The sequence below is a fragment of the Acinetobacter sp. CY17 genome (assembly GCF_059515825.1).
The window spans coordinates 138,352-160,686 of record NZ_JCAKMX010000004.1 but is presented as its reverse complement, the minus strand read 5'-3'; the positions used below and the strand labels follow the sequence as shown (position 1 = coordinate 160,686).

25 protein-coding genes, 5 tRNA genes and 1 other RNA gene are annotated in these 22,335 nt (G+C 42.6%); 11 read left to right on the top strand and 20 right to left on the bottom strand.

Translation table 11 applies throughout. The features are described 5' to 3' along the window. Positions 1–2 precede the first annotated feature (2 nt). The 3 genes from lipB to rpoD all read right to left on the bottom strand — a co-directional run bounded on the left by lipB (position 3) and on the right by rpoD (position 3,078). Positions 3–662, bottom strand: a complete 660-nt coding sequence (gene lipB / locus AC5YCI_RS04850; RefSeq protein WP_496128117.1) for a lipoyl(octanoyl) transferase LipB — start codon at positions 660–662, stop codon at positions 3–5. A gap of 110 nt (positions 663–772) precedes the next feature. Beyond that, positions 773–1,060 carry a YbeD family protein gene (locus AC5YCI_RS04845; protein ID WP_496128522.1) on the bottom strand — a complete coding sequence of 96 codons (288 nt, stop codon included), beginning with the start codon at positions 1,058–1,060 and terminating at the stop codon, positions 773–775. A gap of 125 nt (positions 1,061–1,185) precedes the next feature. Further along, entirely contained in the window at positions 1,186–3,078 is a 1,893-nt protein-coding gene (gene rpoD, locus AC5YCI_RS04840; RefSeq protein WP_496128118.1) for an RNA polymerase sigma factor RpoD, read from the bottom strand. Between the two features lie 359 nt (positions 3,079–3,437). On the opposite strand from rpoD, the gene AC5YCI_RS04835 reads away from it, so the two are divergent. After that, the gene (locus AC5YCI_RS04835; protein WP_122901603.1) at positions 3,438–3,644 is read left to right on the top strand and encodes a PA3496 family putative envelope integrity protein; all 207 of its coding nucleotides are present in this window, start codon (positions 3,438–3,440) and stop codon (positions 3,642–3,644) included. A 72-nt stretch (positions 3,645–3,716) separates the two neighbouring features. Continuing rightward, positions 3,717–4,241: a YecA/YgfB family protein gene (locus AC5YCI_RS04830; protein ID WP_496128119.1), complete on the top strand. Its 525-nt coding sequence runs from the start codon at positions 3,717–3,719 to the stop codon at positions 4,239–4,241. Between the two features lie 41 nt (positions 4,242–4,282). On the opposite strand, the gene AC5YCI_RS04825 is transcribed toward AC5YCI_RS04830, so the two are convergent. From AC5YCI_RS04825 to trhO, 3 genes are all read right to left on the bottom strand, one after another. Further along, entirely contained in the window at positions 4,283–4,807 is a 525-nt protein-coding gene (locus AC5YCI_RS04825; RefSeq protein WP_496128523.1) for a hypothetical protein, read from the bottom strand. 263 nt (positions 4,808–5,070) lie between these two features. After that, the gene (locus AC5YCI_RS04820; protein ID WP_496128120.1) at positions 5,071–5,685 is read right to left on the bottom strand and encodes a DedA family protein; all 615 of its coding nucleotides are present in this window, start codon (positions 5,683–5,685) and stop codon (positions 5,071–5,073) included. A gap of 106 nt (positions 5,686–5,791) precedes the next feature. Beyond that, a complete protein-coding gene (gene trhO, locus AC5YCI_RS04815) occupies positions 5,792–6,724 on the bottom strand; it encodes an oxygen-dependent tRNA uridine(34) hydroxylase TrhO (RefSeq protein WP_496128121.1) in 933 nt (310 codons plus the stop codon). Positions 6,725–6,883: 159 nt separating this feature from the next. On the opposite strand from trhO, the gene AC5YCI_RS04810 reads away from it, so the two are divergent. Further along, the gene (locus AC5YCI_RS04810; protein WP_496128122.1) at positions 6,884–7,378 is read left to right on the top strand and encodes a DUF1289 domain-containing protein; all 495 of its coding nucleotides are present in this window, start codon (positions 6,884–6,886) and stop codon (positions 7,376–7,378) included. A 57-nt stretch (positions 7,379–7,435) separates the two neighbouring features. On the opposite strand, the gene panD is transcribed toward AC5YCI_RS04810, so the two are convergent. The 11 genes from panD to AC5YCI_RS04755 form a co-directional block, all read right to left on the bottom strand. After that, positions 7,436–7,816, bottom strand: a complete 381-nt coding sequence (panD, locus tag AC5YCI_RS04805; RefSeq protein ID WP_122901651.1) for an aspartate 1-decarboxylase — start codon at positions 7,814–7,816, stop codon at positions 7,436–7,438. A 90-nt stretch (positions 7,817–7,906) separates the two neighbouring features. After that, entirely contained in the window at positions 7,907–8,485 is a 579-nt protein-coding gene (gene pth, locus AC5YCI_RS04800; RefSeq protein ID WP_496128123.1) for an aminoacyl-tRNA hydrolase, read from the bottom strand. 19 nt (positions 8,486–8,504) lie between these two features. Then, on the bottom strand, positions 8,505–8,801 hold the full coding sequence (gene rplY, locus AC5YCI_RS04795) for a 50S ribosomal protein L25 (protein WP_496128124.1): 297 nt from the start codon (positions 8,799–8,801) through the stop codon (positions 8,505–8,507). 98 nt (positions 8,802–8,899) lie between these two features. Continuing rightward, positions 8,900–9,853: a ribose-phosphate pyrophosphokinase gene (locus tag AC5YCI_RS04790; protein ID WP_496128125.1), complete on the bottom strand. Its 954-nt coding sequence runs from the start codon at positions 9,851–9,853 to the stop codon at positions 8,900–8,902. 36 nt (positions 9,854–9,889) lie between these two features. Further along, positions 9,890–9,964: transfer RNA gene (locus tag AC5YCI_RS04785), tRNA-Gln, on the bottom strand. Between the two features lie 90 nt (positions 9,965–10,054). After that, positions 10,055–10,129, bottom strand: a tRNA-Gln gene (locus tag AC5YCI_RS04780). Positions 10,130–10,147: 18 nt separating this feature from the next. Continuing rightward, positions 10,148–10,222, bottom strand: a tRNA-Gln gene (locus AC5YCI_RS04775). Between the two features lie 30 nt (positions 10,223–10,252). Continuing rightward, a tRNA-Gln gene (locus AC5YCI_RS04770) sits at positions 10,253–10,327 on the bottom strand. After that, on the bottom strand, positions 10,326–11,156 hold the full coding sequence (gene ispE / locus AC5YCI_RS04765) for a 4-(cytidine 5'-diphospho)-2-C-methyl-D-erythritol kinase (protein ID WP_496128126.1): 831 nt from the start codon (positions 11,154–11,156) through the stop codon (positions 10,326–10,328). The genes AC5YCI_RS04770 and ispE overlap by 2 nt, the downstream gene beginning before the upstream one ends. A 9-nt stretch (positions 11,157–11,165) precedes the next feature. Beyond that, a complete protein-coding gene (gene lolB / locus AC5YCI_RS04760) occupies positions 11,166–11,744 on the bottom strand; it encodes a lipoprotein insertase outer membrane protein LolB (protein WP_496128127.1) in 579 nt (192 codons plus the stop codon). A 3-nt stretch (positions 11,745–11,747) separates the two neighbouring features. Continuing rightward, positions 11,748–13,460, bottom strand: coding sequence for a tetratricopeptide repeat protein (locus AC5YCI_RS04755; RefSeq protein WP_496128128.1), 1,713 nt, complete (start codon positions 13,458–13,460; stop codon positions 11,748–11,750). A 78-nt stretch (positions 13,461–13,538) separates the two neighbouring features. On the opposite strand from AC5YCI_RS04755, the gene hemA reads away from it, so the two are divergent. Continuing rightward, positions 13,539–14,822 (top strand): glutamyl-tRNA reductase, encoded by a 1,284-nt coding sequence (gene hemA, locus AC5YCI_RS04750; RefSeq protein ID WP_496128129.1) that lies wholly within the window; start codon positions 13,539–13,541, stop codon positions 14,820–14,822. 10 nt (positions 14,823–14,832) lie between these two features. Here the strand turns inward: hemA and AC5YCI_RS04745 are convergent, their stop codons facing one another. Both AC5YCI_RS04745 and AC5YCI_RS04740 read right to left on the bottom strand, forming a co-directional pair. After that, positions 14,833–16,722: a DNA primase gene (locus AC5YCI_RS04745; protein WP_496128130.1), complete on the bottom strand. Its 1,890-nt coding sequence runs from the start codon at positions 16,720–16,722 to the stop codon at positions 14,833–14,835. Between the two features lie 138 nt (positions 16,723–16,860). Next, positions 16,861–17,817, bottom strand: coding sequence for an outer membrane protein assembly factor BamD (locus AC5YCI_RS04740; protein ID WP_496128131.1), 957 nt, complete (start codon positions 17,815–17,817; stop codon positions 16,861–16,863). Positions 17,818–17,888: 71 nt separating this feature from the next. Between AC5YCI_RS04740 and rluD the strand changes: the two genes are divergently transcribed. From rluD to AC5YCI_RS04725, 3 genes are read left to right on the top strand one after another with little or no spacing between them, the layout of a single operon-like run. Beyond that, entirely contained in the window at positions 17,889–18,941 is a 1,053-nt protein-coding gene (gene rluD / locus AC5YCI_RS04735; RefSeq protein WP_496128132.1) for a 23S rRNA pseudouridine(1911/1915/1917) synthase RluD, read from the top strand. A gap of 51 nt (positions 18,942–18,992) precedes the next feature. Next, positions 18,993–19,742: a peptidoglycan editing factor PgeF gene (gene pgeF, locus AC5YCI_RS04730; RefSeq protein WP_496128133.1), complete on the top strand. Its 750-nt coding sequence runs from the start codon at positions 18,993–18,995 to the stop codon at positions 19,740–19,742. Positions 19,743–19,772: 30 nt separating this feature from the next. Further along, entirely contained in the window at positions 19,773–20,333 is a 561-nt protein-coding gene (locus AC5YCI_RS04725) for a flavodoxin family protein (protein WP_496128524.1), read from the top strand. 50 nt (positions 20,334–20,383) lie between these two features. Here AC5YCI_RS04725 and smpB read toward each other — a convergent pair whose 3' ends face one another. Further along, positions 20,384–20,860, bottom strand: a complete 477-nt coding sequence (gene smpB / locus AC5YCI_RS04720) for an SsrA-binding protein SmpB (protein ID WP_122901633.1) — start codon at positions 20,858–20,860, stop codon at positions 20,384–20,386. A gap of 160 nt (positions 20,861–21,020) precedes the next feature. Here smpB and coaD point away from each other — a divergent pair, with 160 nt between their 5' ends. From coaD to AC5YCI_RS04700, 4 genes are all read left to right on the top strand, one after another. Beyond that, positions 21,021–21,512, top strand: a complete 492-nt coding sequence (coaD, locus tag AC5YCI_RS04715; RefSeq protein ID WP_496128134.1) for a pantetheine-phosphate adenylyltransferase — start codon at positions 21,021–21,023, stop codon at positions 21,510–21,512. A gap of 1 nt (position 21,513) precedes the next feature. Then, positions 21,514–21,777 carry a YfhL family 4Fe-4S dicluster ferredoxin gene (locus tag AC5YCI_RS04710; RefSeq protein WP_496128135.1) on the top strand — a complete coding sequence of 88 codons (264 nt, stop codon included), beginning with the start codon at positions 21,514–21,516 and terminating at the stop codon, positions 21,775–21,777. Between the two features lie 26 nt (positions 21,778–21,803). Further along, an RNA gene (gene rnpB / locus AC5YCI_RS04705) (RNase P RNA component class A) lies at positions 21,804–22,181 on the top strand. 72 nt (positions 22,182–22,253) lie between these two features. Next, positions 22,254–22,330 (top strand) — tRNA-Met (locus tag AC5YCI_RS04700). Positions 22,331–22,335 lie beyond the last annotated feature (5 nt).

Genomic DNA, 22,335 nt, shown 5'->3' with positions numbered 1-22,335 from the left:
ATTTAAGCGTCAATCACTTGAATGTCACTAAAGTAACCGCTGGCACGTAAACTTGCAATCATATCTAAGCACAAGTCATCAAAGCATGGATAGTCAGCTACGAGGTCCATGACACGTACCATTTCAAGTCCAGCATAACCACATGGATTAATGGTATGAAAACCAAATAAGTCGCAGTCAATGTTTAAGGCTAAACCGTGGTAGCTGCGTCCTTTACGGATTTTAAAACCTAGCGAACCAATTTTACGTTCGGAAACATAAACACCAGGCGCATCAGCTTTGGCATAGGCTTGAATACCGTATTTGTTAAGCAGCTCAATCATGAGGTTTTCAGCATAGCTCACTAAACTGCGTACATTCCAACCCAAACGATTGAGGTCAAACATAAAATAAGCCACCAATTGACCAGGGCCATGCCAAGTGACTTGACCACCACGGTCACTTTGCACCAAAGGAATATGGCTGGGCATTAAAACATGCTCAGGCTTACCCGCTTGACCTTGGGTAAGTACATCGTGATGCTGCAAAATCCACAGTTCATCTGGGGTATTTTCATCACGTTGTTCGGTGAGGCTTTTCATTTCTAAAAAGCGCTCTTGATATGGAGTTAACTCATGATAATGACGAATAATTAAAACAGGTTTGGCAGCAACATCTGTCACAGCGTGCGTCCTATACATCTAACAATTGCTGTTGATTATAAGATGAATTGAGATAAAAAGGGCAAAGGCTAACAAGCATAAAAAAACACGTCCGAGGACGTGTTTTTAAATTAAAGTGCAGTTTTAATCAGCGGGCAAGCTGCAAGGTCTGCATAGACAGCATGTACTTGTTCAAGTTCTTCAAAACGCAGCTGGGCAGTTAAAGAGTGATACTTACCCGTGCGTGAAGGCGTTATGGTCATGCTGCTGCCATCAAAATCTGGAAAATGTTTTACGAAAATCTCAGTTACAGCCACATGTAACTCGGTACCTGCAAGACCAATCAATTTAATTGGATAGTCCATAGGGAAGACCCATAGATCTTCTTGCAGTTCGCGTGATGGAGTACGATTGGTCATGTCAATCATGGGATACCTCTAGATTAAAAATACCTGCATTAAGCAGGTATTTTGATGTATGCGCTAATACTCATATTATGGGGCAGTTTGCCCCATATTCAAGTGCGTATTGTCTTAGCGATAGATTAGTCATTCTCAAGGAATGAACGTAAGTGTTCTGAGCGTGAAGGATGACGTAATTTACGTAATGCTTTCGCCTCAATCTGACGAATACGCTCACGGGTCACGTCAAACTGTTTACCCACTTCTTCCAATGTATGATCGGTTGGCATATCAATACCAAAACGCATTTTTAAGACTTTTGCTTCACGTTCGGTTAAGTTTTCTAACACTTCACGGGTTGCTTCTTTTAAGCCTTCAGACGTTGCCGCATCAATTGGAGACGTAATGTTGCTGTCTTCAATGAAGTCACCTAGATGCGAATCTTCATCATCACCAATTGGGGTTTCCATCGAAATGGGTTCTTTGGCGATTTTCAGTACTTTACGTACTTTCACTTCGTCCATTTCTAAACGTTCACCTAATTCTTCAGGTGTTGGTTCACGCCCCATTTCTTGTAACAATTGACGCGAAACACGGTTAATCTTGTTAATGGTTTCGATCATATGTACTGGAATACGGATGGTACGCGCTTGGTCAGCAATCGAGCGGGTGATCGCCTGACGAATCCACCATGTTGCATAAGTTGAGAACTTATAACCACGGCGGTATTCAAACTTATCTACCGCTTTCATCAAGCCGATGTTACCTTCTTGAATTAAATCCAAGAACTGCAAACCACGGTTGGTGTATTTTTTCGCAATCGAAATCACCAAACGTAAGTTAGCTTCAACCATTTCTTTTTTAGCACGACGCGCTTTGGCTTCGCCAACTGCCATACGTTTTGAAATGTCTTTGATATCTTTAACGCTTAAGCCAAGCTCTTTTTCAATATCCGCGATCTTTTGTTGGAACGCTAAAATATCTGGGCGAACTTTTTCAAGATAGCCTTTTTGATCTGGGCTGGCTTTGGCAATTTGCTCATCTAACCATGCAAAGTTTGATTCTTGACCTGGGAAAGAGGTACGGAACTGAGTACGGTCCATACGACCACGACGAATTGCATAACGCATCACTTCACGTTCAGAACTACGAATTGAGTCGTGTGTACCACGAATCATTTCTGAAATTAAATCAAAAAGACGCGGGGTAAATTTAAACATCATAAACACAGTGGCAAGTGCTTCTAAAGCTTCATTGGCTTCAGGGCTGTTGCGACCATGTTTTTCAATCACGCTCTTGGTGTTTTTCCAAGCGTCAGACAGCTCAGCAAAACGCGCTTTGGCAATTTCTGGATCAGGACCTGAATCGGCTTCAGAATCATCATCGCTTTCAGATTCTTCTTCTTCGTCATCATCGTCAAGTTTGACATCTTTGGTTGGCTTAGTCGTAGATGTTTCTTCATCATCGTCTAAGTCCGCATCGTCTTCTAAAACTTCAGGAATATCTTCATCAGTTTCTGGGTCTAAATAACCAGATAAAATGTCAGCAAGACGACGTTCGCCTGCAACATAGTCATTATATTCTTGGAGTACAACTTCAACTGCATTTGGCCAATAAGCAATTGAATTGAGAACGTCGCGAATCCCTTCTTCAATACGTTTGGCAATGCTGATCTCGCCTTCACGCGTTAAAAGCTCAACTGTACCCATTTCACGCATATACATACGTACAGGGTCAGTGGTACGGCCAGGCTCATTTTCTACCGAGGCAAGTACCGCAGCTGCTTCTTCTTCAGCCACTTCATCGGCTGCATCAGCATTGTTCGAATCGAACATGGTGTCATCAGATTCAGGCGCACGTTCATGCACTGGAATACCGACGTCTTGAAGCATTTGAATAATGTCTTCAATCTGTTCACTTTCCGTGATTGAGTCTGGGAGATGATCGTTAACCTCAGCGTACGTTAAGTAACCTTGCTCTTTGCCTCGGCTAATCAGCGCCGCTACTTGAGAAGTAGGGGAAGTCATATCGCTCATCTTTGCTTACTCTTCATTGAATCTGTGGCAGTAAAAAACCGTGCATGATAGCACAATTCTCAAAAATAGTTTTTGAATTGATCGCTCAGGCATGATTTATAAATATATAGTTACAGTACAATATGGGGATGCTTGTCTAAATTACAAGCTTAAAAAGCTGCATTGCTGTAAATCTATGTGCATCTTAACATGTTTAACATTGAATGATGCTGTGTGCAAAAAATACACAAAAATCTAGACGAAAAACAAGTACAAAATGGTAAATTTAAGCCAAGTGAAATAATAAAACTTGACAATATAAAAAAAGGCAGATAAATAGCGCCTAGACCCATTACATTTTTTCATTAGAGGTAGTTTTAGTGTCTTCGACAGATTTTGAACTAGATGATAGCTACGGTGATGATGATGTTAGTTTTGAAGAGGCCTCAACTAAGCTGAGTGCTAAAGAGTCGTTGGAAAAACGCCGCCTCATCGATGAATTACTCGCGCAACGTCGTTTAGAACGTGAACTTAAGGAATTTGATTACGACATCGACGATGATGACGATTTTGACGATGAAGATTAATCAATTTCAATGTGGCATGGCTTAAATAAATGCTATGCTAAACCTTTCGATATTTCTAAGTTTGGATATTAGATGAGTGCTTTTGATTTAGACCAGTTAAGTGAATATCTAGATGGTGACCAAAATGAATACGGTCTAGATTTTGCAGCAACACATGGTTTTTTATGTGCTATTGCAGTTGGCCCTCAGTTTGACAAATGGTTAGATGAGCTGTTTGAAGGCAATCAGAAAAAGGTTCCAGCAGAAATCATCGCACAGGTTAAAGCATGGTTAGACTCAATTCGCCAAAGCTTGGCCAATGAAGAAGGGATTGAATTTCCTTTTGAAATTGAAGAAGCAGACACTGAATCAAGTTTAGGTGACTGGAGCGTTGGCTTTGTTGACGCAATGTTCTTAAACGAAGAAGCATGGTTTACCGATGAGTTTGAAGAACAATTGGTTGACTTAACTTTACCGATTATGGTGTTTAGTGGCATTGACGAAGAAGATCCACAAATGGAATCATTCCGCCGTAATGGTCAGTTGATGGATGAGTTAGCGGAAGAAATTCCAGATAACTTAAACGAAATTTATTTGATGTATCACACACCAAACTAAGTTTTTATTTAAAAAGCACCCTCGGGTGCTTTTTTTATGGCCTATGTAAGCCGTTGCCAAGCATCTTGGCTGGCTTGTTTGGCTTGTTGCCAAGTTAAACGTGATTCACCTTTGACTTGCTGCCATTTTTGCTCTAGCTCGGCTTCTACCTGACTAAATGAAGTATCTGCAGGATGTAAGCGTCTTTCTTCATAACCTAAACGATAGGCTTGTTGATAATCACGCTGGTAGCTTGCATCAGGATATTGCTTTAAGGTGTGTTGGTAATAGGGCATATTAACGCTTTGCTCGCGCCAATAATGGTCTTCTTCGGTTGGATTAATGGCTTCGGCGGCACCTTTGCCCGCCAGTCCACCGACCACTGCACCAACTACACCGCCAACGACTGCGCCTACAGGACCACCGACTGCACCAATAGCCGCGCCTGCAGCAGCGCCACCTGCGGCACCCACGCCTGTACCAATTGGATGGGCGCCGGGTTCACCACTGAGCGGATCGGCATTTAAATGCTGGTGTTGTTGATCACTTAAGTTGTTTTCAATGCCTTGATCGACATTGGCATGCAGCGGATGGGTTTCTACAATGCCATCTCCCGTAGGTGTATCTGTGTTTAGGGACTGAGCTTGTATCGCATCACGAGCTAGTTTCTCACGCTGTTCAGACGATAAGCTTTGATTAACTTCATTGATATCTGGACGATGTTGATCTGACATAAGCTCACCTTAAAATTGTTGTTATAAGTTCATTAAGGTAGAGCAATCTGCTGTAGCTGATGAGGGTAAAAGCGTAGCATCAGGTTACAGCAGGTATGTAGTGTTGACTTTTTACATCAAGCTTTATGTTTACGTTGCCAACGACGATAAAAAATCACACCAATGATCAACAGTACAATAGCCACAATGCCATAACCCACTTGACTAAAAATTTGATGCATCAGCGCTTGATTCTCGCCAAAGTAAAATCCGACACAGGCTAAAAAAGTCGTCCAAATAATCGTACCTAAGCTGCTAAACAGCATAAATTTCCAAAACGGCATGCGGCTCATGCCAGCAGGAATACTGATCAGCGAGCGTACCGCAGGTACCATCCGACCAAAAAACACCATACGATGACCGTATTTTTCAAACCAAGCTAAGGATTTTTTAACATCATCACTTTTAATAAATAAATATTTACCATAACGATCCACGAAACGGAAAATGGCAGCATGGCTAAATTGATAGCCCACCCAATACAAAGCTGCTGCAGCCAAGAGTGAGCCAAAACTACCCGCAATAATTACTCCCAAGAGGGTGAGAGTGCCTTGTGAAGCAGAATAACCTGCAGAGGGCATAATAATTTCAGAGGGAATAGGGGGGAAGACATTGTCTAGGAACATCAGTAAGGCAATACCAAAGTAGCCCAAACGTTCCATAATACCAATAATCCAAGCAGTCAAATTCATAAGAGAGATAGATAAATAGACAGTGAATTTATACTAGGTGAGTTTTATTTTTATATAAAGCTTTGTTTTGTAAATTAAAAAAGCCCGCTTAACGCGGGCTTTTATATTATAGACGTTTACGTTTTGCTGCGGCAATTTGTGATTGACGCATACGGAAGCCTTCTTTTTGCTTTTCAGTGGTTTTGTCGATGCAATATACGCATGACACACCATGTTCATAGCTTGGCAGTTCGACTTCTTCAGGAGTTAATGGCCAACCACATGCATGACATTTGACGTTTTGACCTTCTTCTACACCGTGAGTAACTGCAGTACGACCGTCAAATACAAAGCATTCACCTTCCCACATGCTTTCTTCTGGTGGGGTTTCTTCTAGGTATTTTAAGATACCGCCTTTTAAGTGATAAACCTCAGTGAAGCCTTCTTGTAACAGCAAAGAAGTTGATTTTTCACAGCGAATACCACCCGTACAGAACATGGCAATTTTCTTGTCTTTGTGCTGTTCAAGGTTGTTTTTTACATATTCTGGGAATTCACGGAATGATTCAGTTTTAGGATCAATCGCGCCTTTAAAGGTACCCGCTTTATATTCATAATCGTTACGGGTATCCACTAAAATCACGTCATCACGTGCGATGAGTTCGTTCCATTCTTTAGGATCAAGATAGTGACCGACTAAATCGCGAGGCTTAACTGGTACACCTAAAGTCACGATTTCTTTTTTCAATTTAATTTTCATTTTACGGAATGGTTTTTCAGAGCTATCAGACTCTTTGTATTCCATTTCGTTAAAGCCTTCGTTTAAAAGGAATTGATGAATCGTATCAATGGCTGCACGATCACCGGCAACTGTCCCGTTAATGCCTTCGCCAGCTACAATCAGAGTACCGCATAGATTGATGGTTTTTACCAAGTCTAAAAGACGTTGTTGCAGATCAGCAGGATCTTGAACTTCTTTGAATTGGTAAAGTGCTGCAACAACCCAGTTAACGGTCGCTTGCTGTTCTACAGGTGCAAGCTGTTCTACAGTAGCGTTCATGGAGACTCCAAATGTAGCTAGTAAATTCTAAAGCGCGCATTTTAACTGATATTGTCTAGAGATTCAAAATTTCCATACAAAAAATATGCCTTTTTAAACTGCCCATCTCAGGCTATGCTAGGCGCGCTAAATCTTAAGGCAAAATGTGGAGTTTTTATTTTGAGCAATGAGCGTCGAATTGCCTCTTTAACCCCGTGTGCAGGACGTTGTTCTACGGTATTTGGTGATTTGGTTTGTCGTGGATGCCGACGTTTTAGCCATGAAGTGATTCATTGGAATCAATATACGCCTGAGCAACATGCCGCAGTATGGAACCGCTTAGATGCGCAGTTAGACCAAATTTTAGTCCCAATGTTACCGCAGGCAAACTTAGTGCAGGTAGAAGGCTTTGTGCAGTCGAAACGCGTACGTTTACGTCCCAATGCCAGTCGTGGGCGTAAGCTGTATCATGCTCTAAAACTTTGTGAGAAAAACCGCCATTTTACGGATGACAGTGGTTTAGGCATTCACTATAAGCAAGTGCGCCCGCTCTGGGATGAATTTGAACGCCGCGTTTTGGCATTGGCTAATGCATCTTATGATTTGGCTTTTGTACGCGCCAAAGGCATTCGCTATCACTTGTTGCAAGGCAAAATCGAAATTGAAAAGATTTAAGCCAGCTGTCCACAAAAAAGCTCGCCAATTGCGAGCTTTTTTTAGCACTTAAAAAATTTAAGCCACTTGTACCGGAATACAATTTGCTGTGTGATTCACAGTATTGTCTGGGTTGGCATACACCAAACGAGGTTGATGCAAAGCAGCCTCAACTTCATTAAAGTCACCAAAAGTAGCAATAATTACTAAGTCACCGACGTCCGCTTGGTGAGCTGCACCACCATTGACAGAAATCATGCCTGAATCATTTTCACCACGAATGGCATAGGTAGTAAAACGTTTGCCATTGGTGACGTTCCAAACATGAATTTCTTCATATTCACGAATACCCGCCAAATCCATCAAGGTGCCATCAATGGCACATGAGCCTTCGTAATGTAATTCAGCATGAGTTACCACTGCACGGTGAATTTTGCATTTAAGTAAACGAGACAGCATACAAGCTCCCAATTCATCCATTAATTTTCGAGCGCACCAGAGCGCACCGCATTGTGCGTGGAAAATGCACAATGCGCAAGAGGATAAATTTTAAGGCTTATACGCGTTAATTTGATTCATGGCTGGTTGAATATCGCCATTAACCAATAATTTGATTTGTGCGAGGGCATGATGAATCGCATCATCCATCAGGGTTTGTTCACTGCTCGGCGCTCTACCTAGCACATGACTTGAGACTTGATCTTTGGCACCCGGATGACCGATCCCAATACGTAGACGATGGAAATTCGGACCTGTATGCGGCACGATATCACGTAAGCCGTTATGACCACCATGACCACCACCGGTTTTTAGGCGAATGACACCAGGATTCATATCCAGTTCATCATGGGCGATGAGCATGCTTTCAGGTGCAATATTATAGAATTTAGCAAAAGGCACGACACTTTTACCCGATAGGTTCATAAAAGTCGTCGGCAACAATAAGCGAACGTCTTGACCTTCGATATTGCCACGGCCGCTAATGCCGTTAAATTTTGGGTCGTTTTTTAAATTGATACCATAACGCTCTGCAAGGCGTTCGACAAACCAAAAGCCTGCATTATGGCGGGTTTGGGCGTACTCCCGACCGGGATTGCCCAAACCAACAATTAGCGAAAGATTAGCCACTAATTACACCAATAAACACTTATGCGCGTTTGAAGTCAGCGTGCATAGGTGTGTTTTTTGCAGGGTGACGTTGAAGCGCTTGGATTTTAACGCTTTCAGTTTTACCGTCGATGTTGATTTCAACAACTTCAGCGAAGAATTCGTTGCTTTCTAATGCTTTAACAAGTTCACGAAGTTCTAAAGTAACCGCTACAGGAGCAGCTTCGCCACCGTAGATAATTGCTGGAACTTTGTTTTGAAGACGAAGGCGGCGGCTCGCACCTTTCCCTTGAACTGCTTCTTCACGTGCTACTGCATTTAATACGAAGTTTGCCATGATAGACATCCTATTTAAGTTAATGGACTAGACTTGCGACCAGTCTAGTTGATAGAAAGCCCCGCCAAAAGGCAGGGCTTTGAAATTTAAGCGTTCGATTATAGATAAGAATCGAACATTGCGCTAATAGATTCTTCGTTGTTAATACGACGAATTGTTTCAGCTACCATGCTTGCAACTGAAACTTGGCGAATCTTACCAAGCGCTAAAGCTTCTTCTGAAAGCGGAATCGTGTCTGTAACAACCAATTCATCGATCACTGAGTTTTTCAAGTTTTCGATTGCTTTACCAGATAAAACTGGGTGAGTTGCGTAGGCAACAACACGGCGAGCACCAAAGTTTTTCAATGCATCAGCAGCTTTACATAAAGTACCTGCTGTATCGACCATGTCATCTACAATAACGCAGTCACGATCTTTTACATCACCAATCAAATGCATCACTTGTGATTCATTCGCTTTTTGACGACGTTTATCGATGATCGCAAGATCAATATCACCCATTTGTTTTGCAACAGCACGAGCACGGACTACACCACCAACGTCAGGCGAAACAACCATAAGGTTGTGATGTGACTGTTGACGTAGATCAGCAAGTAATGCTGGCGTACCGTAGATGTTGTCTACAGGGATATCGAAGAAACCTTGGATTTGGTCAGCGTGTAAGTCGATCATCACCACACGGTCAATCCCTACAGTTGTTAGCATATCTGCAACAACTTTGGCAGTAATTGGCACACGGCTTGAACGAGGACGACGGTCTTGACGAGCATAACCGAAGTAAGGGATGACAGCAGTAATACGACCAGCACTTGCGCGACGAAGCGCGTCCGCCATTACCAAAATTTCCATCAGGTTATTGTTGGTTGGAGCACAAGTAGGTTGTACGATAAATACGTCTTTACCACGCACGTTCTCAGTGATTTCTACAGCAATTTCACCATCAGAGAAGGTAGAAACAGATGCAGCACCTAGAGGAATGTGTAAATGGCTTACGACTTTTTGAGCGAATTGTGGATGCGCAGTTCCACTAAAAACGACAAGATTGGGCATGAAGCACCCTTGGCGGTTAGAATATATGGGAATAGATGGCAGGGGTAGCTGGATTCGAACCAACGGATGCCGAGATCAAAACCCGGTGCCTTACCACTTGGCGATACCCCTAATGCGGCAGAACTTTAATATTTTTATTGCTTAATGTCAAGAATTTTTAACTTTAAAGCAATAAAGACTGTTCTGTCTTTTTTGAGAAAATGGCAGGGGTAGCTGGATTCGAACCAACGGATGCCGAGATCAAAACCCGGTGCCTTACCACTTGGCGATACCCCTAATTTGATGACTGTAAGATGGCAGGGGTAGCTGGATTCGAACCAACGGATGCCGAGATCAAAACCCGGTGCCTTACCACTTGGCGATACCCCTAATACAGTACATCTATTTTACAGGTGAAAATGGCAGGGGTAGCTGGATTCGAACCAACGGATGCCGAGATCAAAACCCGGTGCCTTACCACTTGGCGATACCCCTAATCTACTTTAAAATCCATCAATGGCGATTCGTTTAAGCTATTCACCAAGTAAGCTTTACATGGTGCATTTGCTAGAATGTCATCAACTGGCATATCTAAAGTCGCTTCAACAAAAACACAAGCACCTGTACCTGTAAGTTTTGCAACACCGAACTGATCTAAGTATTGCATCGCTTCATCGACTTCCTTGTATAAGCTTCGTGCCAGAGGCTCAAAGTTATTCTTAAAATCAGATGGCGTTTGCTGATAGCCGCAGAATTTAAAGACCTTTTCATTTCTTGTCAACGTTTTTTGTGAAAAAAGTAATTGTGTGCTGATAAAACAATCAGGTTTAAGCACAATATACTGTTTTTGAGCTAAATTTATCCAACTTAAACGCTCGCCAATGCCTTCAGCCCAGGCATTTTTACCATGTACAAATACAGGGACATCTGCACCGAGTTTAAGGCCAAGTTGTGCCAATTGTTCAATACTTAATCCACACTGCCACAGTTGATTGAGTACAATCAGCGTTGTAGCGGCATTGGATGAGCCACCACCCAAGCCTGCACCCATGGGAATGTGTTTTTCGACGCTGATTTTCAAACCAGTTGGTGCTTTGGCAAATGGTTTTAACAGTTGCGTGGCTTTAAAAATTAAGTTTTGTTCAAGATCAACGTTGTTTAAACCATCAATTGTAATGTCTGTATTGTCGGTTTGCTTGAATGTTAGCCAGTCATACAAATCAATGAGCTGAAAAATGGTTTGTAATTCGTGGTAGCCATCACTACGACGATCAGTAATATGTAAAAACAAATTCAGTTTGGCAGGAGAGGGGACGCGTAACATAACTTTCACTTAACGATCTTGAATGAGCATAGTAATACGGTTTTCCTGACCATTTTCAAGCGCTTGCTTTAAAATTAACCGATTTGGGAGCGAGCTTTGGTTATAACTTAAATCCACCACCCAACCGGCCTCAATAATTTGGCGAATGCGTTGTTGGTCGTCTTTGCTAAGCTTTGCATCTTCTGTGGCAGGTTTGGCTTGAATCCAATCCATTAAATAGGTAATTGGTGCATCCCAACCTGTAGCGCGTTTGAGTAATTCTTCTGGACTGGCAGCACGAATTAAACCGGTTTGGCTGCTGTTGAGACTAACTTCGCCGTTTTTTTCTCCGCTAATTTGGGTTTTACCAATGCCTAAAATACCACTCAGTTCAATTTCAAATTGGTTATGCTGCTGTACCCAGGTATAAAAAGCGCTACCAGATTGCTGTGGCGTGCGTACACCAATTTTGCCTTGTAAGCTAAAATTTTGGCTGTCTTGTAATTGTGGAGTAGGTTTAAGCTGCGGTTGGCTAAAAGGCTGACAAGCGGTCAATGTTAAGCTGGCAAGTAATGTACCAAGCAAGGCAAAACGTGGGAGCTGTAACATAAATCAAGAACTCTTTGGCAAGGTTTGGGGAACTAGTAATGAATTTAAGGGTTCTAACTGTTTGTCGTTAGGATGTTTTTGTTGCAATTGTTTTAAAATTTCATAAAACCCGGCTAAATCGCCTTGCATATACACCGCTCGTGCATAGCGTATTCCAATCGTGATACTGTCACTCATCATGTATGCGCTTTTAAGCACCTGCGCGGCAGTGCTAAAATCATTTTGCAAATACGCCACAAATCCTAGGGTATCCATAATCGAAGCTTGATCCGGCGCCATGTCTAACGCGCGTTCTGCATACTCGCGTGCTTCGTCTAAACGACGGTTTTGTAAGGCTAAGGTGTAGGCATAAGCATTTAAATAAGCTGGATGATTGGGCTCTAAATCTAATAATAGGGTAAGCAGTTGGTCCAGACGGTCACGTTGTAAAAACGGGTCTAATAGCAAAACTTCGGCATAAATCAGTTCAGGATCATCACTTAAATGCTGAATGGCTTCTTCAAGTAAACCAATGGCTGCACGTTTATTGCCCATTTTTTTTAAGATTTCTGCCTGTGCTTGATATAAAAAGCTGGCATGCTGCGGATAGTTGACGCGTTCTTGGGTTAAAAAACGTAACGCATCATTTAGGCGTTGTTGTTCGCTATAAATGTTAATCAAATTTTGTCTAGATACGGCATATAAACTGCCATCTACCAAACGATAGTAAGCTTTAGCCGTTTCAAAGTGACCCTTACGTTCTGCGTTGAGGGCTAGATAGTAGTAGGCATCATTTTGATATTGACTGGAGTTACGCAGTTCCACCAAATAGCGTTCGGCACGTTCATATTGTTTTAAGTCAATACTGGTTAAGCCCGCAATAAATAGGGCTTCTTCGGCTTTGGGCCATTTAGATAGAATTTTTTCTAATTTTTCTAAGGCCAATTCTGAGTCGTTGATCTTAATCAGATATTTCACTTCTGCTAAACGTATTTCTAAATTGGACTTATGCTGCCGAGAAGCCTTACTATACCATTTGCGGGTGAGCGCTTCATCGCCTAAGGCGCTGAGTAAATTGGCTTTCATGAGAATGAAGTTGCTGGCATTAGGACGCTTTTTTAAAGCGCGATTAATGGTGCTTAAGGCTTGTTGAAAATCACCCGTTTGTGCTTCTAGGGCAGCAATGATGACCAAAATAGAGGGATTGTCTTTGCCTTGACTATTTTGTAAGGCATCAATCAACGCCGCTTGGTCTTGTTGAGATTCTGGCGCAATGCCGGCTAGAATTTTCTCAAGATCAGCACTTGGGTCATGGCGTAGGATTTTATCAATGCTTTCTGCTGCAAGTTCATATTCATGTGCTTGTAAGGCAATATGGGCTAAGTAAAATAAAGCCGGTACATCGCTAGGTTCTTGTACCACCCAATGTGTGGCAATATCGAGCGCTGCTTTGAGGTCGTTTTGTTCAAGTGCAATATTCAGTGCCCGTTGCTTAACAGTGGTGGAATTGCTCTTAATGGCCAAAACGGTATAGTTATGTAGGGCAGTGGCGGTGTCAGTATAGGCCAATGCAAATTCAGCAATCATACTTTGTTGGATTGCAGTGTAATTGTTGGCATTATAGGCTGTAGCTGCAGCCAAAAGATGTGTGCTGCACAGCATGCTACCCATGAGTAACAATGTGCTAGAATATTGCTTTATTGTTGAAGTGCTGTTTTGGCCATTTATTTGACGCAATTTTTCTTAATCCAAGTAATGCTTTTTATGACACCGATGTTGCACAATAGCATAAATTTAGCGAAATGATGATCTGATATGTCTTTCTTTGCATTGGGTGTCAACCATCAAACCGCCTCTGTAGAACTGCGTGAGCAAATTGCGTTTAACCCTGAAAAGTTAAGCCAGCTCTTGGCAGGGCAAAGTCACGACCCGCGTTTAAACGATCTGGTGGTGGTGTCTACCTGTAACCGAACCGAAGTCTATGCGATGTCTGATAATGCAGATGTGGTACTCAACTGGCTGGCACAAGTGAACGGTTTAGATGTCAAACAGTTACAAAATCATGTCTATCGTCATGAAAATGCGCAAGCCGTGACACATCTGATGCGGGTGGCCAGTGGTCTTGATTCGCTAATGTTGGGTGAGCCACAGATTTTAGGGCAGGTGAAAACTGCGCTGGCTTTAGCTAAGGATTCTGCTACGGTTTCTAAAACCTTAAATCGTATTTTCGAATATGCGTTTTATGCAGCCAAACGCGTGCGTTCGGAAACGGCAGTCGGCAGTCATGCGGTGTCTATGGGCTATGCTGTGGCGCAGTTGGCTCTACAAGTATTTAGTCACCCTGAAAAACTCACCGTGATGGTGGTGGCTGCCGGCGAAATGAATAGCCTTGTTGCTAAGCATTTAGCCGAAATGGGCGTCGGTAAAATCATGATTTGTAACCGTACCCGTAGCCGTGCTGAAAACCTTGCCCAAGAAATTGCACAGCGGGTTGAAGTTGAAATTATTGATTTTGATCAACTTGATGCGCATTTACATCGTGCTGATGTGATTTCAAGCTGTACTGGTAGTTTGCATCAGGTCATTGAGTTTGCCGCAGTTAAAGCTGCGCTAAAAAAACGTCGTTATCAACCGATGTTACTGGTAGATTTAGCTGTACCACGTGATATTGACCCAAAAGTGGAAAACTTAGATGGCGTCTATTTATATGGTGTCGATGACTTACAAAGTGTCATTGATGAAAACTTAGCGCAGCGTCGCCAAGCGGCAGTCGAAGCCGAAGTGATGGTCAATCAGCTGGCAACCGAGTTAATGACCCAACAAAAGGTCAAGGAAGCTGGTAGTAGTATTTATGCTTATCGCGAGCATGGCGAAAGCTTGCGTCAGCAAGAACTAGATTTGGCTTTAGCGCGTATTGCCAAAGGTGAAGATGCAGCAAGCGTGATGCAAGATTTTTCGCATCGTTTGGCGCAAAAATTATTGCATCCAACCTCAATTTTATTACGTGAGGCTGCCAAAGCTGATAATCCTGCGCATTTTAGTTTTATTCGCGACAGCTTGGATAACACCATACAGCATCCACGCAAGCCCAAGCGTTAACATGATCAGCTTAAGACACCAATCTTAAGCTGATTTTTTTGGTCAGTTCATTCAGTTGTTGGCGTAAATTACTCGATTCTACCAATGATTTTGGTGATTTTAATTTTTGCTTTAAATACTTCTCTTGTAGTGATAAGGCATATTCAGCAGCCAATTTATCGGCCATTTCTGGCGCTTCGGTTAAAGCTTCAATATTGGTGCGTTGCATAATGTCTGCAATTTCATGCGCATAACGACTACAAGCACCCAAAACATAGTAGGTGGCAAGCTCTTGATCATCGGGGAGTTGATCAAAAATACCGTCTAAACGATCTAGTATGCGTGACAAAAGTTCATCTGGCTGCATTAAGGCACGCAAAGTTTCAAAATGAATATATAAAAATGGATGATGCATTAAAATTGCCACGGCAAAGTCTTCATCGCGGGTATGAATATTAAAAGACAACGAAGCATCATTATTGACCTTAGGTGTCCATTTACGCCCAAAACCTAACTTTTCTTTAAAAGATTGACTGAGTAGATAACGGAATGAGCCATGTTTTGGCAAAAGGTCAGTCAGTTGACGTAATTCCGCCATCACCTGACTTTTACCTTCAGGGGTATTCACATCATGGTTTTGAGTTAGATGCGCAAAGACAAAATCAGACAATAGCGGGGCTTGTTTGAGCAGACGCTGGAAACTCTCCAATCCTTCACGACGAATTAAGGAATCTGGATCGTGATTGTGAGGCAACACAAAAAATTTCAGTTCACGTCCATCATTTAATAGAGGTAAGGCAATTTCAAGCGTGCGCCGTGCGGCTTTTTGTCCAGCAGCATCACCATCAAAGGCAATAGTAATACACGAGTTTTGCTTAAATAAAATATTTAAATGTTCAGTGTTACTGGCGGTACCCAAAGTTGCCACAGCACCATAGATGCCATATTGTTGTAGCGCAATGACATCCATATAGCCTTCCACCATCAACCAATCATGGGCTTTTTGCTTACGGCCTTCATATAAGCCATACAGCAATTGGTTTTTATGGAACACTTCAGAATCAGGCGAGTTGATGTATTTAGGTTTGATGTCGTCATTGAGTGCACGGCCACCAAAACCTACTACACGACCTTTGCTGTCGCGAATGGGGAAAATCACCCGATCACGCAATAAGTCAAAATCACGACCTTTGTCACTGGTACGAATTAAACCGAGTAGTTTTAAGCCCTCTATATCTTGTGGAAAAGCTTTTTCTAGATGTTGCCAATCTTCAGGTGCATAACCTAAACGCCAATAGGCAATGGTATCTTGACTTAAACCACGTTGTTTAAAGTAATTTTGTGCAGTTTGACTATGCGGTAATTGGGCTTGATAAAACTGGGCAATATTTTCAAGGAGGGTATATAAGTCGCCTTCTTGTTCTACTTCTGCTTGGGTACTAAAGGGGTCAAAATCCGCAAATTGCGCTGAATAATCAATTTCATCATTTGGCGGTGGATAGTCAAAATAACTGGCTTCTTCGGAGGAATTGGGCGCGCCAGTTGATTGAGTGGGCTGTGGGGCAGCGATTGCTACAGGTTTTTTGATTTCGCGTTTATAAGCAATGCGTTTTTTATTGTCGATATCGTCTTTAGGCAGTTCGATGCCTGCTTGTGATGCCAAGTCTTTCATGACATCAACAAAATTTCGGCTGTCGATATCCATTAAGAAACGAATGGCGTTCCCGTTGGCCTGACAGCCAAAGCAGTGAAAATACTGTTTGTCACGATAAACGTGAAAAGACGGGCTTTTCTCTTGGTGAAACGGGCAACAACCTGAATAGGTACGGCCGGTTTTTTTCAGTTTTACACGCTGACTAATTAAATCGACAATGTCGGTGCGATCCACGACTTGATCAATAATATGCTGAGGAATTGCCATCGTGTGTCAGTGCCATTTAACCAAACAAGAAAAAGATGCGTTTAAAAACTAAACCAATTTGTGCGCCTAATCAATGCCGATTAAGACGAAAAGGGCAAGTATAATAACTTGCCCTCAACAAAAATGCGAACCTTAAGATTAGTCTTGGCTTGGACGATCGAGTAAACCAAAGCTTAATCGATTGCTTAAGCTGCGTTTTGGTGTCTCTAGCGTTGCTGGGTCTTGATCTAAATTGGTTTTAGCTTCACGGCCAAAAATACCTAAAGTGGCACGATTCAAGAAGCTTTCTTCAGAACGTGCGGCACGTAAATTGACTTCACCATTGGCTTTGACCAAATGTGGGTAATTGAGCTTTAACACATCAATATATTGCTGTGCCGAAGCTTGATCACCTAATTTTTCATAGCTATAGGCAATAGTAGCTAAAGCTTCTGGAATTTGTGGGGTTTTTGGATAGTGCTCGACTACCCATTGACTGCGTTCAAGTGCTGCCACCCATGCTTTACGTTTTAAGTTAAAACGTGCCGCATTCATCTCAGCTTCAGCCAACTCTTGACCAATAAATTGCATACGCTGCGCTGCATCGACTGCATAAGTGCTTGATGGATAACGACGGATAAAATCAACAAAATTTTGATACGCCACTTTTAAATAGCTCACATCACGGTGTGCTTGTTTAAGTGAGGTATAACGCAACATCGAGTGATAGTTTTGTTCCATATTGGCCACACCACGCACATAGTAGGCATACTCTGCTTGCGGGTGTTCAGGGTTGCTGCGGATGAAACGCTCTGAAAGAGCCACAACACCTTCATAGTCTTTTTGTTGGAATTTGACATACATCAACTCAAGCTGGGCTTGGGTGGCATAATCACCTGTGGGGAAATATGTATCAATCGCTTCTAAATTTTTTGCAGCTTCGACATATTGACCGCGTTCCAGTGCTTTTTCGGCTTTTTGAATATAAACTTGTTCACTCGATTGTGGCCCAGTATCGACCACTTGTTTTTTTGGATTACTGCTACAACCCACGATTGCAGATGCAGCGCCAAGCGTAAGCGCAAGCATTGTAATTTTATAACGTGGCAGCGACATAAAAATTCCTCTGTTAATACGGGCAATAAGCTACAATTGCACCATTAAATCACTTTTGTCTGAATGAGCAAATGACCCAAGTACAATCTTCCGATTCTAATATCCCTGAAACTGATTTCAATTTGCTTGAAGATTCAGAGGATGCAGATAACCATACTTCAGAAACAACTGCAACACGTTTAACGTTGCAAGTTCAATTAGATGAAAGCTATCTAGGTCAACGTATTGACCAAGTAGCGGCTTTAGTTTGGAACGATTTCTCCCGCGAAAAACTGAAACAGTGGCTCAAAGAAGGCCATTTATTGGTCAATGGCCAAGTGGTTAAACCGAAATACAAATGTGAAGGCACAGAAGTTTTAAGCCTTGATGTTGAGCTAGAGGCGCAAACACGCAGCCTACCTGAAGATATTCCACTGGATATCATCTATGAAGATGACGATATTTTAGTCGTCAATAAGCCTGTCGGTATGGTGGTACATCCAGGGGCAGGCAATAGTTCAGGCACTTTAGTGAATGCTTTGTTGCATCATTATCCAAAATCAGCGGAACTCACCCGTGCTGGTTTAGTCCATCGTATTGATAAAGACACCTCAGGTTTATTGGTGGTGGCGAAAAACTTAGAAGCGCAATTTGCCTTAACCAAGCAATTGGCTAAAAAATCGGTCTATCGTGTTTATGATCTGATTGTGTACGGCAATATGATTGCAGGTGGTACAGTCGATGAGCCAATTAAACGCCATCCAGTAGATCGGGTCAAAATGACCGTATTACCGGGCGGTAAAGATGCGGTGACGCACTATAACGTGAAAGAACGCTTCCAACACTTTACCCGTGTGCAAGCGCGTTTAGAAACTGGTCGTACGCATCAGATCCGTGTGCACTTTAGCTATATCGGTTTTGGTTTAGTCGGTGATCAAGTATATATGCCACGAGTGCGTGTACCAGCAGGTGCATCAGAATTACTCAATGCCACTTTACGTGGTTTTAGACGCCAAGCTTTGCATGCGGTAAAACTGGGCCTAGTGCATCCACGTACAGGTGAAGAGATGATGTTTGAAGCCCCATGGCCAGAAGACTTTAATGCTTTAATTGAAGTATTACGTAGCGAAAACAAGGCATATTAATCTCAACATGGCTATAGCAATATAGCCATTTTTATTTTAAGGACAAACAGCATGCAATTTGTTTCTGGTTTGCCTCAGGGCGTTTATGTAGCACAAACGCGCATTGCGCATGACGCTGTTGTACCGACAGACAATCCAAGCCTAAATGGTTTTAACTTGGCGCTACATGTGGGTGATGATGCCAAGCGTGTGCAACAACACCGTATGCAATTACTCAATGAGCTTAATGCCTTTGGTGTCAATAAAGTTACATGGATGAATCAAACCCATAGCGTGCTGTGTCATCGGGTTGAAGAGCAAGCCACATTAGTGGCACAAGAGGGTGATGCTTTAGTCACCAACACTCAAGGTCATGCCTTAATGATGATGACCGCCGATTGCTTACCTGTGGTATTAGGTAATGCGGAGGGTACAGAAGTCGCCAATTTACATGCCGGTTGGAAAGGTTTAGCCCATGGCATTATCGAAAATACCATTGCTGCTATGCACACTCAACCGACCTGGGCATGGCTAGGTGCTGCGATTAGTCAAGCCAATTTTGAAATTGGTGCAGAAGTAAAAGCCGCATTTTGCGATAAATATCCAGCTTTAGAAATAGCATTTATGCATGGTAAACAAGCAGATAAATTTTATGCCGATTTATATGCCATTGCGCGTTATATCTTAGCCGAGCATGGCGTAACTCAGGTTTATGGCGGTGATCAATGTAGCTATCGTCAGGCGGATGAATATTTTTCTTATCGCCGTGAAGCCAAAACTGGACGTATGGCAACATTCGTGTTTATGGCTAAAAACTGCTAAACTTGACTAAAATGATCTGCATTGATGACTATGTCTTTATCTAATAAATCGCTCGCAATTGTCTATCACAGTCCTTATGGACATACCGCTAAAGTGGCCACTTATATTGCTAAAGGGGCTGTAGAAACGGGTATTCGTGTCGTTAATATGTCAATTGAGCATTTAGATTGGGATGCCTTAGATGCAGCCGATGCCATTATTTTTGGTTGCCCAACCTATATGGGCAGTGCACCTGCTGCGTTTAAAGCCTTTATGGATGGTTCATCGAAACGTTGGCAAAAACGGAGTTGGCAAGGCAAGTTGGCGGCAGGCTTTACTAATTCAGGTGGCTTAAGTGGCGATAAACTCATGGTACTACAGCAAATTAATTTATTTGCCATGCAACATGGCATGCTGTGGTGTGGTTTGCCTTTAATGGCAACTGGTTCGAGTGACACTGATCTCAACCGCCTATCCAGCTGCTTAGGTTTAATGACCCAATCCGATAATGCACCGGTTGAAGTGACGCCACCGCAAGGCGATTTAGACACCGCGATTTGGTTTGGTGAATATATTGCTTTAACCTTGGCGCGTTTAGCTTCTAAAGCTTAAGCTTTTGATGAGTTTAAAACCAAAAAAACCTCCAAAATGGAGGTTTTTTATTATTTATGCATAATGCGGGCTTTATCACGTTGCCAATCACGGTCTTTTTCCGTGGCACGTTTGTCATGTAATTGCTTACCTTTGACCAAAGCAATTTCTAACTTGGCTAAAGGGCCTTTCCAATAACAGGCCAAAGGTACACAAGAATAACCTTTTTGATTGACAGCACCCAATAATTTGTCCAGTTCACGACGGCTCAGCAGCAGTTTACGTGTACGTGTTGCTTCTGGCACGACATGCGTCGATGCAGACAATAAAGGCTGAATCTGTGCACCAAACAAATACGCTTCACCATTTTTAAAGGTGACATAGCTTTCGCTTAAGGTCATACGGCCAGCACGTAACGATTTGACTTCCCAACCTTGTAACGATAAACCTGCTTCAAATTTTTCTTCAATAAAATAGTCGTGACGTGCACGTTTATTCTGTGCAATGGTCCCGCCATTATTTTTTTTCACTACCGATACTTTTGCCATAATAAGACACTTCCCAACTTAAAGACTATTGTGCCCCAAGCGCGCCATGCTGACAATTCATAAATGTTTGAAAAAATTTACCCAGTTTAACTTTTGGTTCACTAAAAAAGCCGCTTTTTGCTAGAATAAGGCTCGAACAAAATAAACTAGAGTACAATGGATGTCTAAAACTCGCGTGATTTACCCAGGCACATTTGATCCGATTACCAATGGGCATATCGATCTTGTGACACGTGCGGCCAAAATGTTTGATGAAGTTGTGGTGGCGATTGCCATCGGTCATCATAAAAACCCAGTCTTTACTTTGGACGAACGGGTGGCCTTAGCACAGGCATCTTTAAGTCATTTATCTAACGTAGAATTTGTTGGTTTTGATGGTTTACTGGTGAATTTTTTCCGTGAGCAACAGGCAACTGCGGTACTACGTGGTTTACGTGCTGTTTCTGATTTTGAATATGAATTTCAATTGGCCAATATGAACCGTCAGTTGGATGCTAAATTTGAAGCAGTGTTTTTAACCCCGTCGGAGCAATATTCATTTATTTCTTCTACGTTGGTGCGTGAAATTGCGCGTTTACAAGGTGATGTGACTAAGTTTGTACCGCCAGTGGTGGTTGACGCCTTTAAACGCAAGCTACAACAAGGTTGGTAGAGTGTCCCTATATATTACCGATGAATGCATTAATTGCGACGTGTGTGAGCCTGTCTGTCCTAATGAGGCGATTTTTATGGGTGAAGTGATCTATGAGATTCACCCTGACCTATGTACCGAATGTGTTGGGCATCATGACAAACCGCAGTGTCAATTATTCTGTCCAGTCGACTGTATTCCGCTTGATCCTCAGCATGTGGAAAGCCCTGACGAGCTCATGGATAAATATAAACGACTAACTGCTCAAAAAAGCGCAAGCAATTAATTGCAAAGTTTGTTAGAATGCCGCTCGAAGTGAGCCAGACGATCGCTGCTGTGGAAATCTCCGTGATTGAAGCAGGGGAGGAAAGTCCGGGCTTCATAGGGCAAGGTGCCAGGTAACGCCTGGGCGGTGTAAACCGACGGCAAGTGCAGCAGAGAGAAGACCGCCTTCAATATGTTTCTAAGCAATTAGAATCGAAGGTAAGGGTGAAAGGGTGCGGTAAGAGCGCACCGCATGGCTGGTAACAGTTCATGGCGAGGTAAACCCCACCGGAAGCAAGACCAAATAGGAATCCATTAGGCATGGCCCATGCTGGATTCGGGTAGGTCGCTTGAGCGCATGAGTGATTGTGCGCCTAGAGGAATGATCGTTCACGACAGAACCCGGCTTATCGGCTCACTTCAAAAATTTTTTACAAAATTGTGAAAAAAGTACTTGACGGATATTTTAATTAGGTACATAATACGCGCACAGTTTACGGCTATGTAGCTCAGTTGGTTAGAGCACCGCACTCATAATGCGGGGGTCACAAGTTCAAGTCTCGTCATAGCCACCATTTTC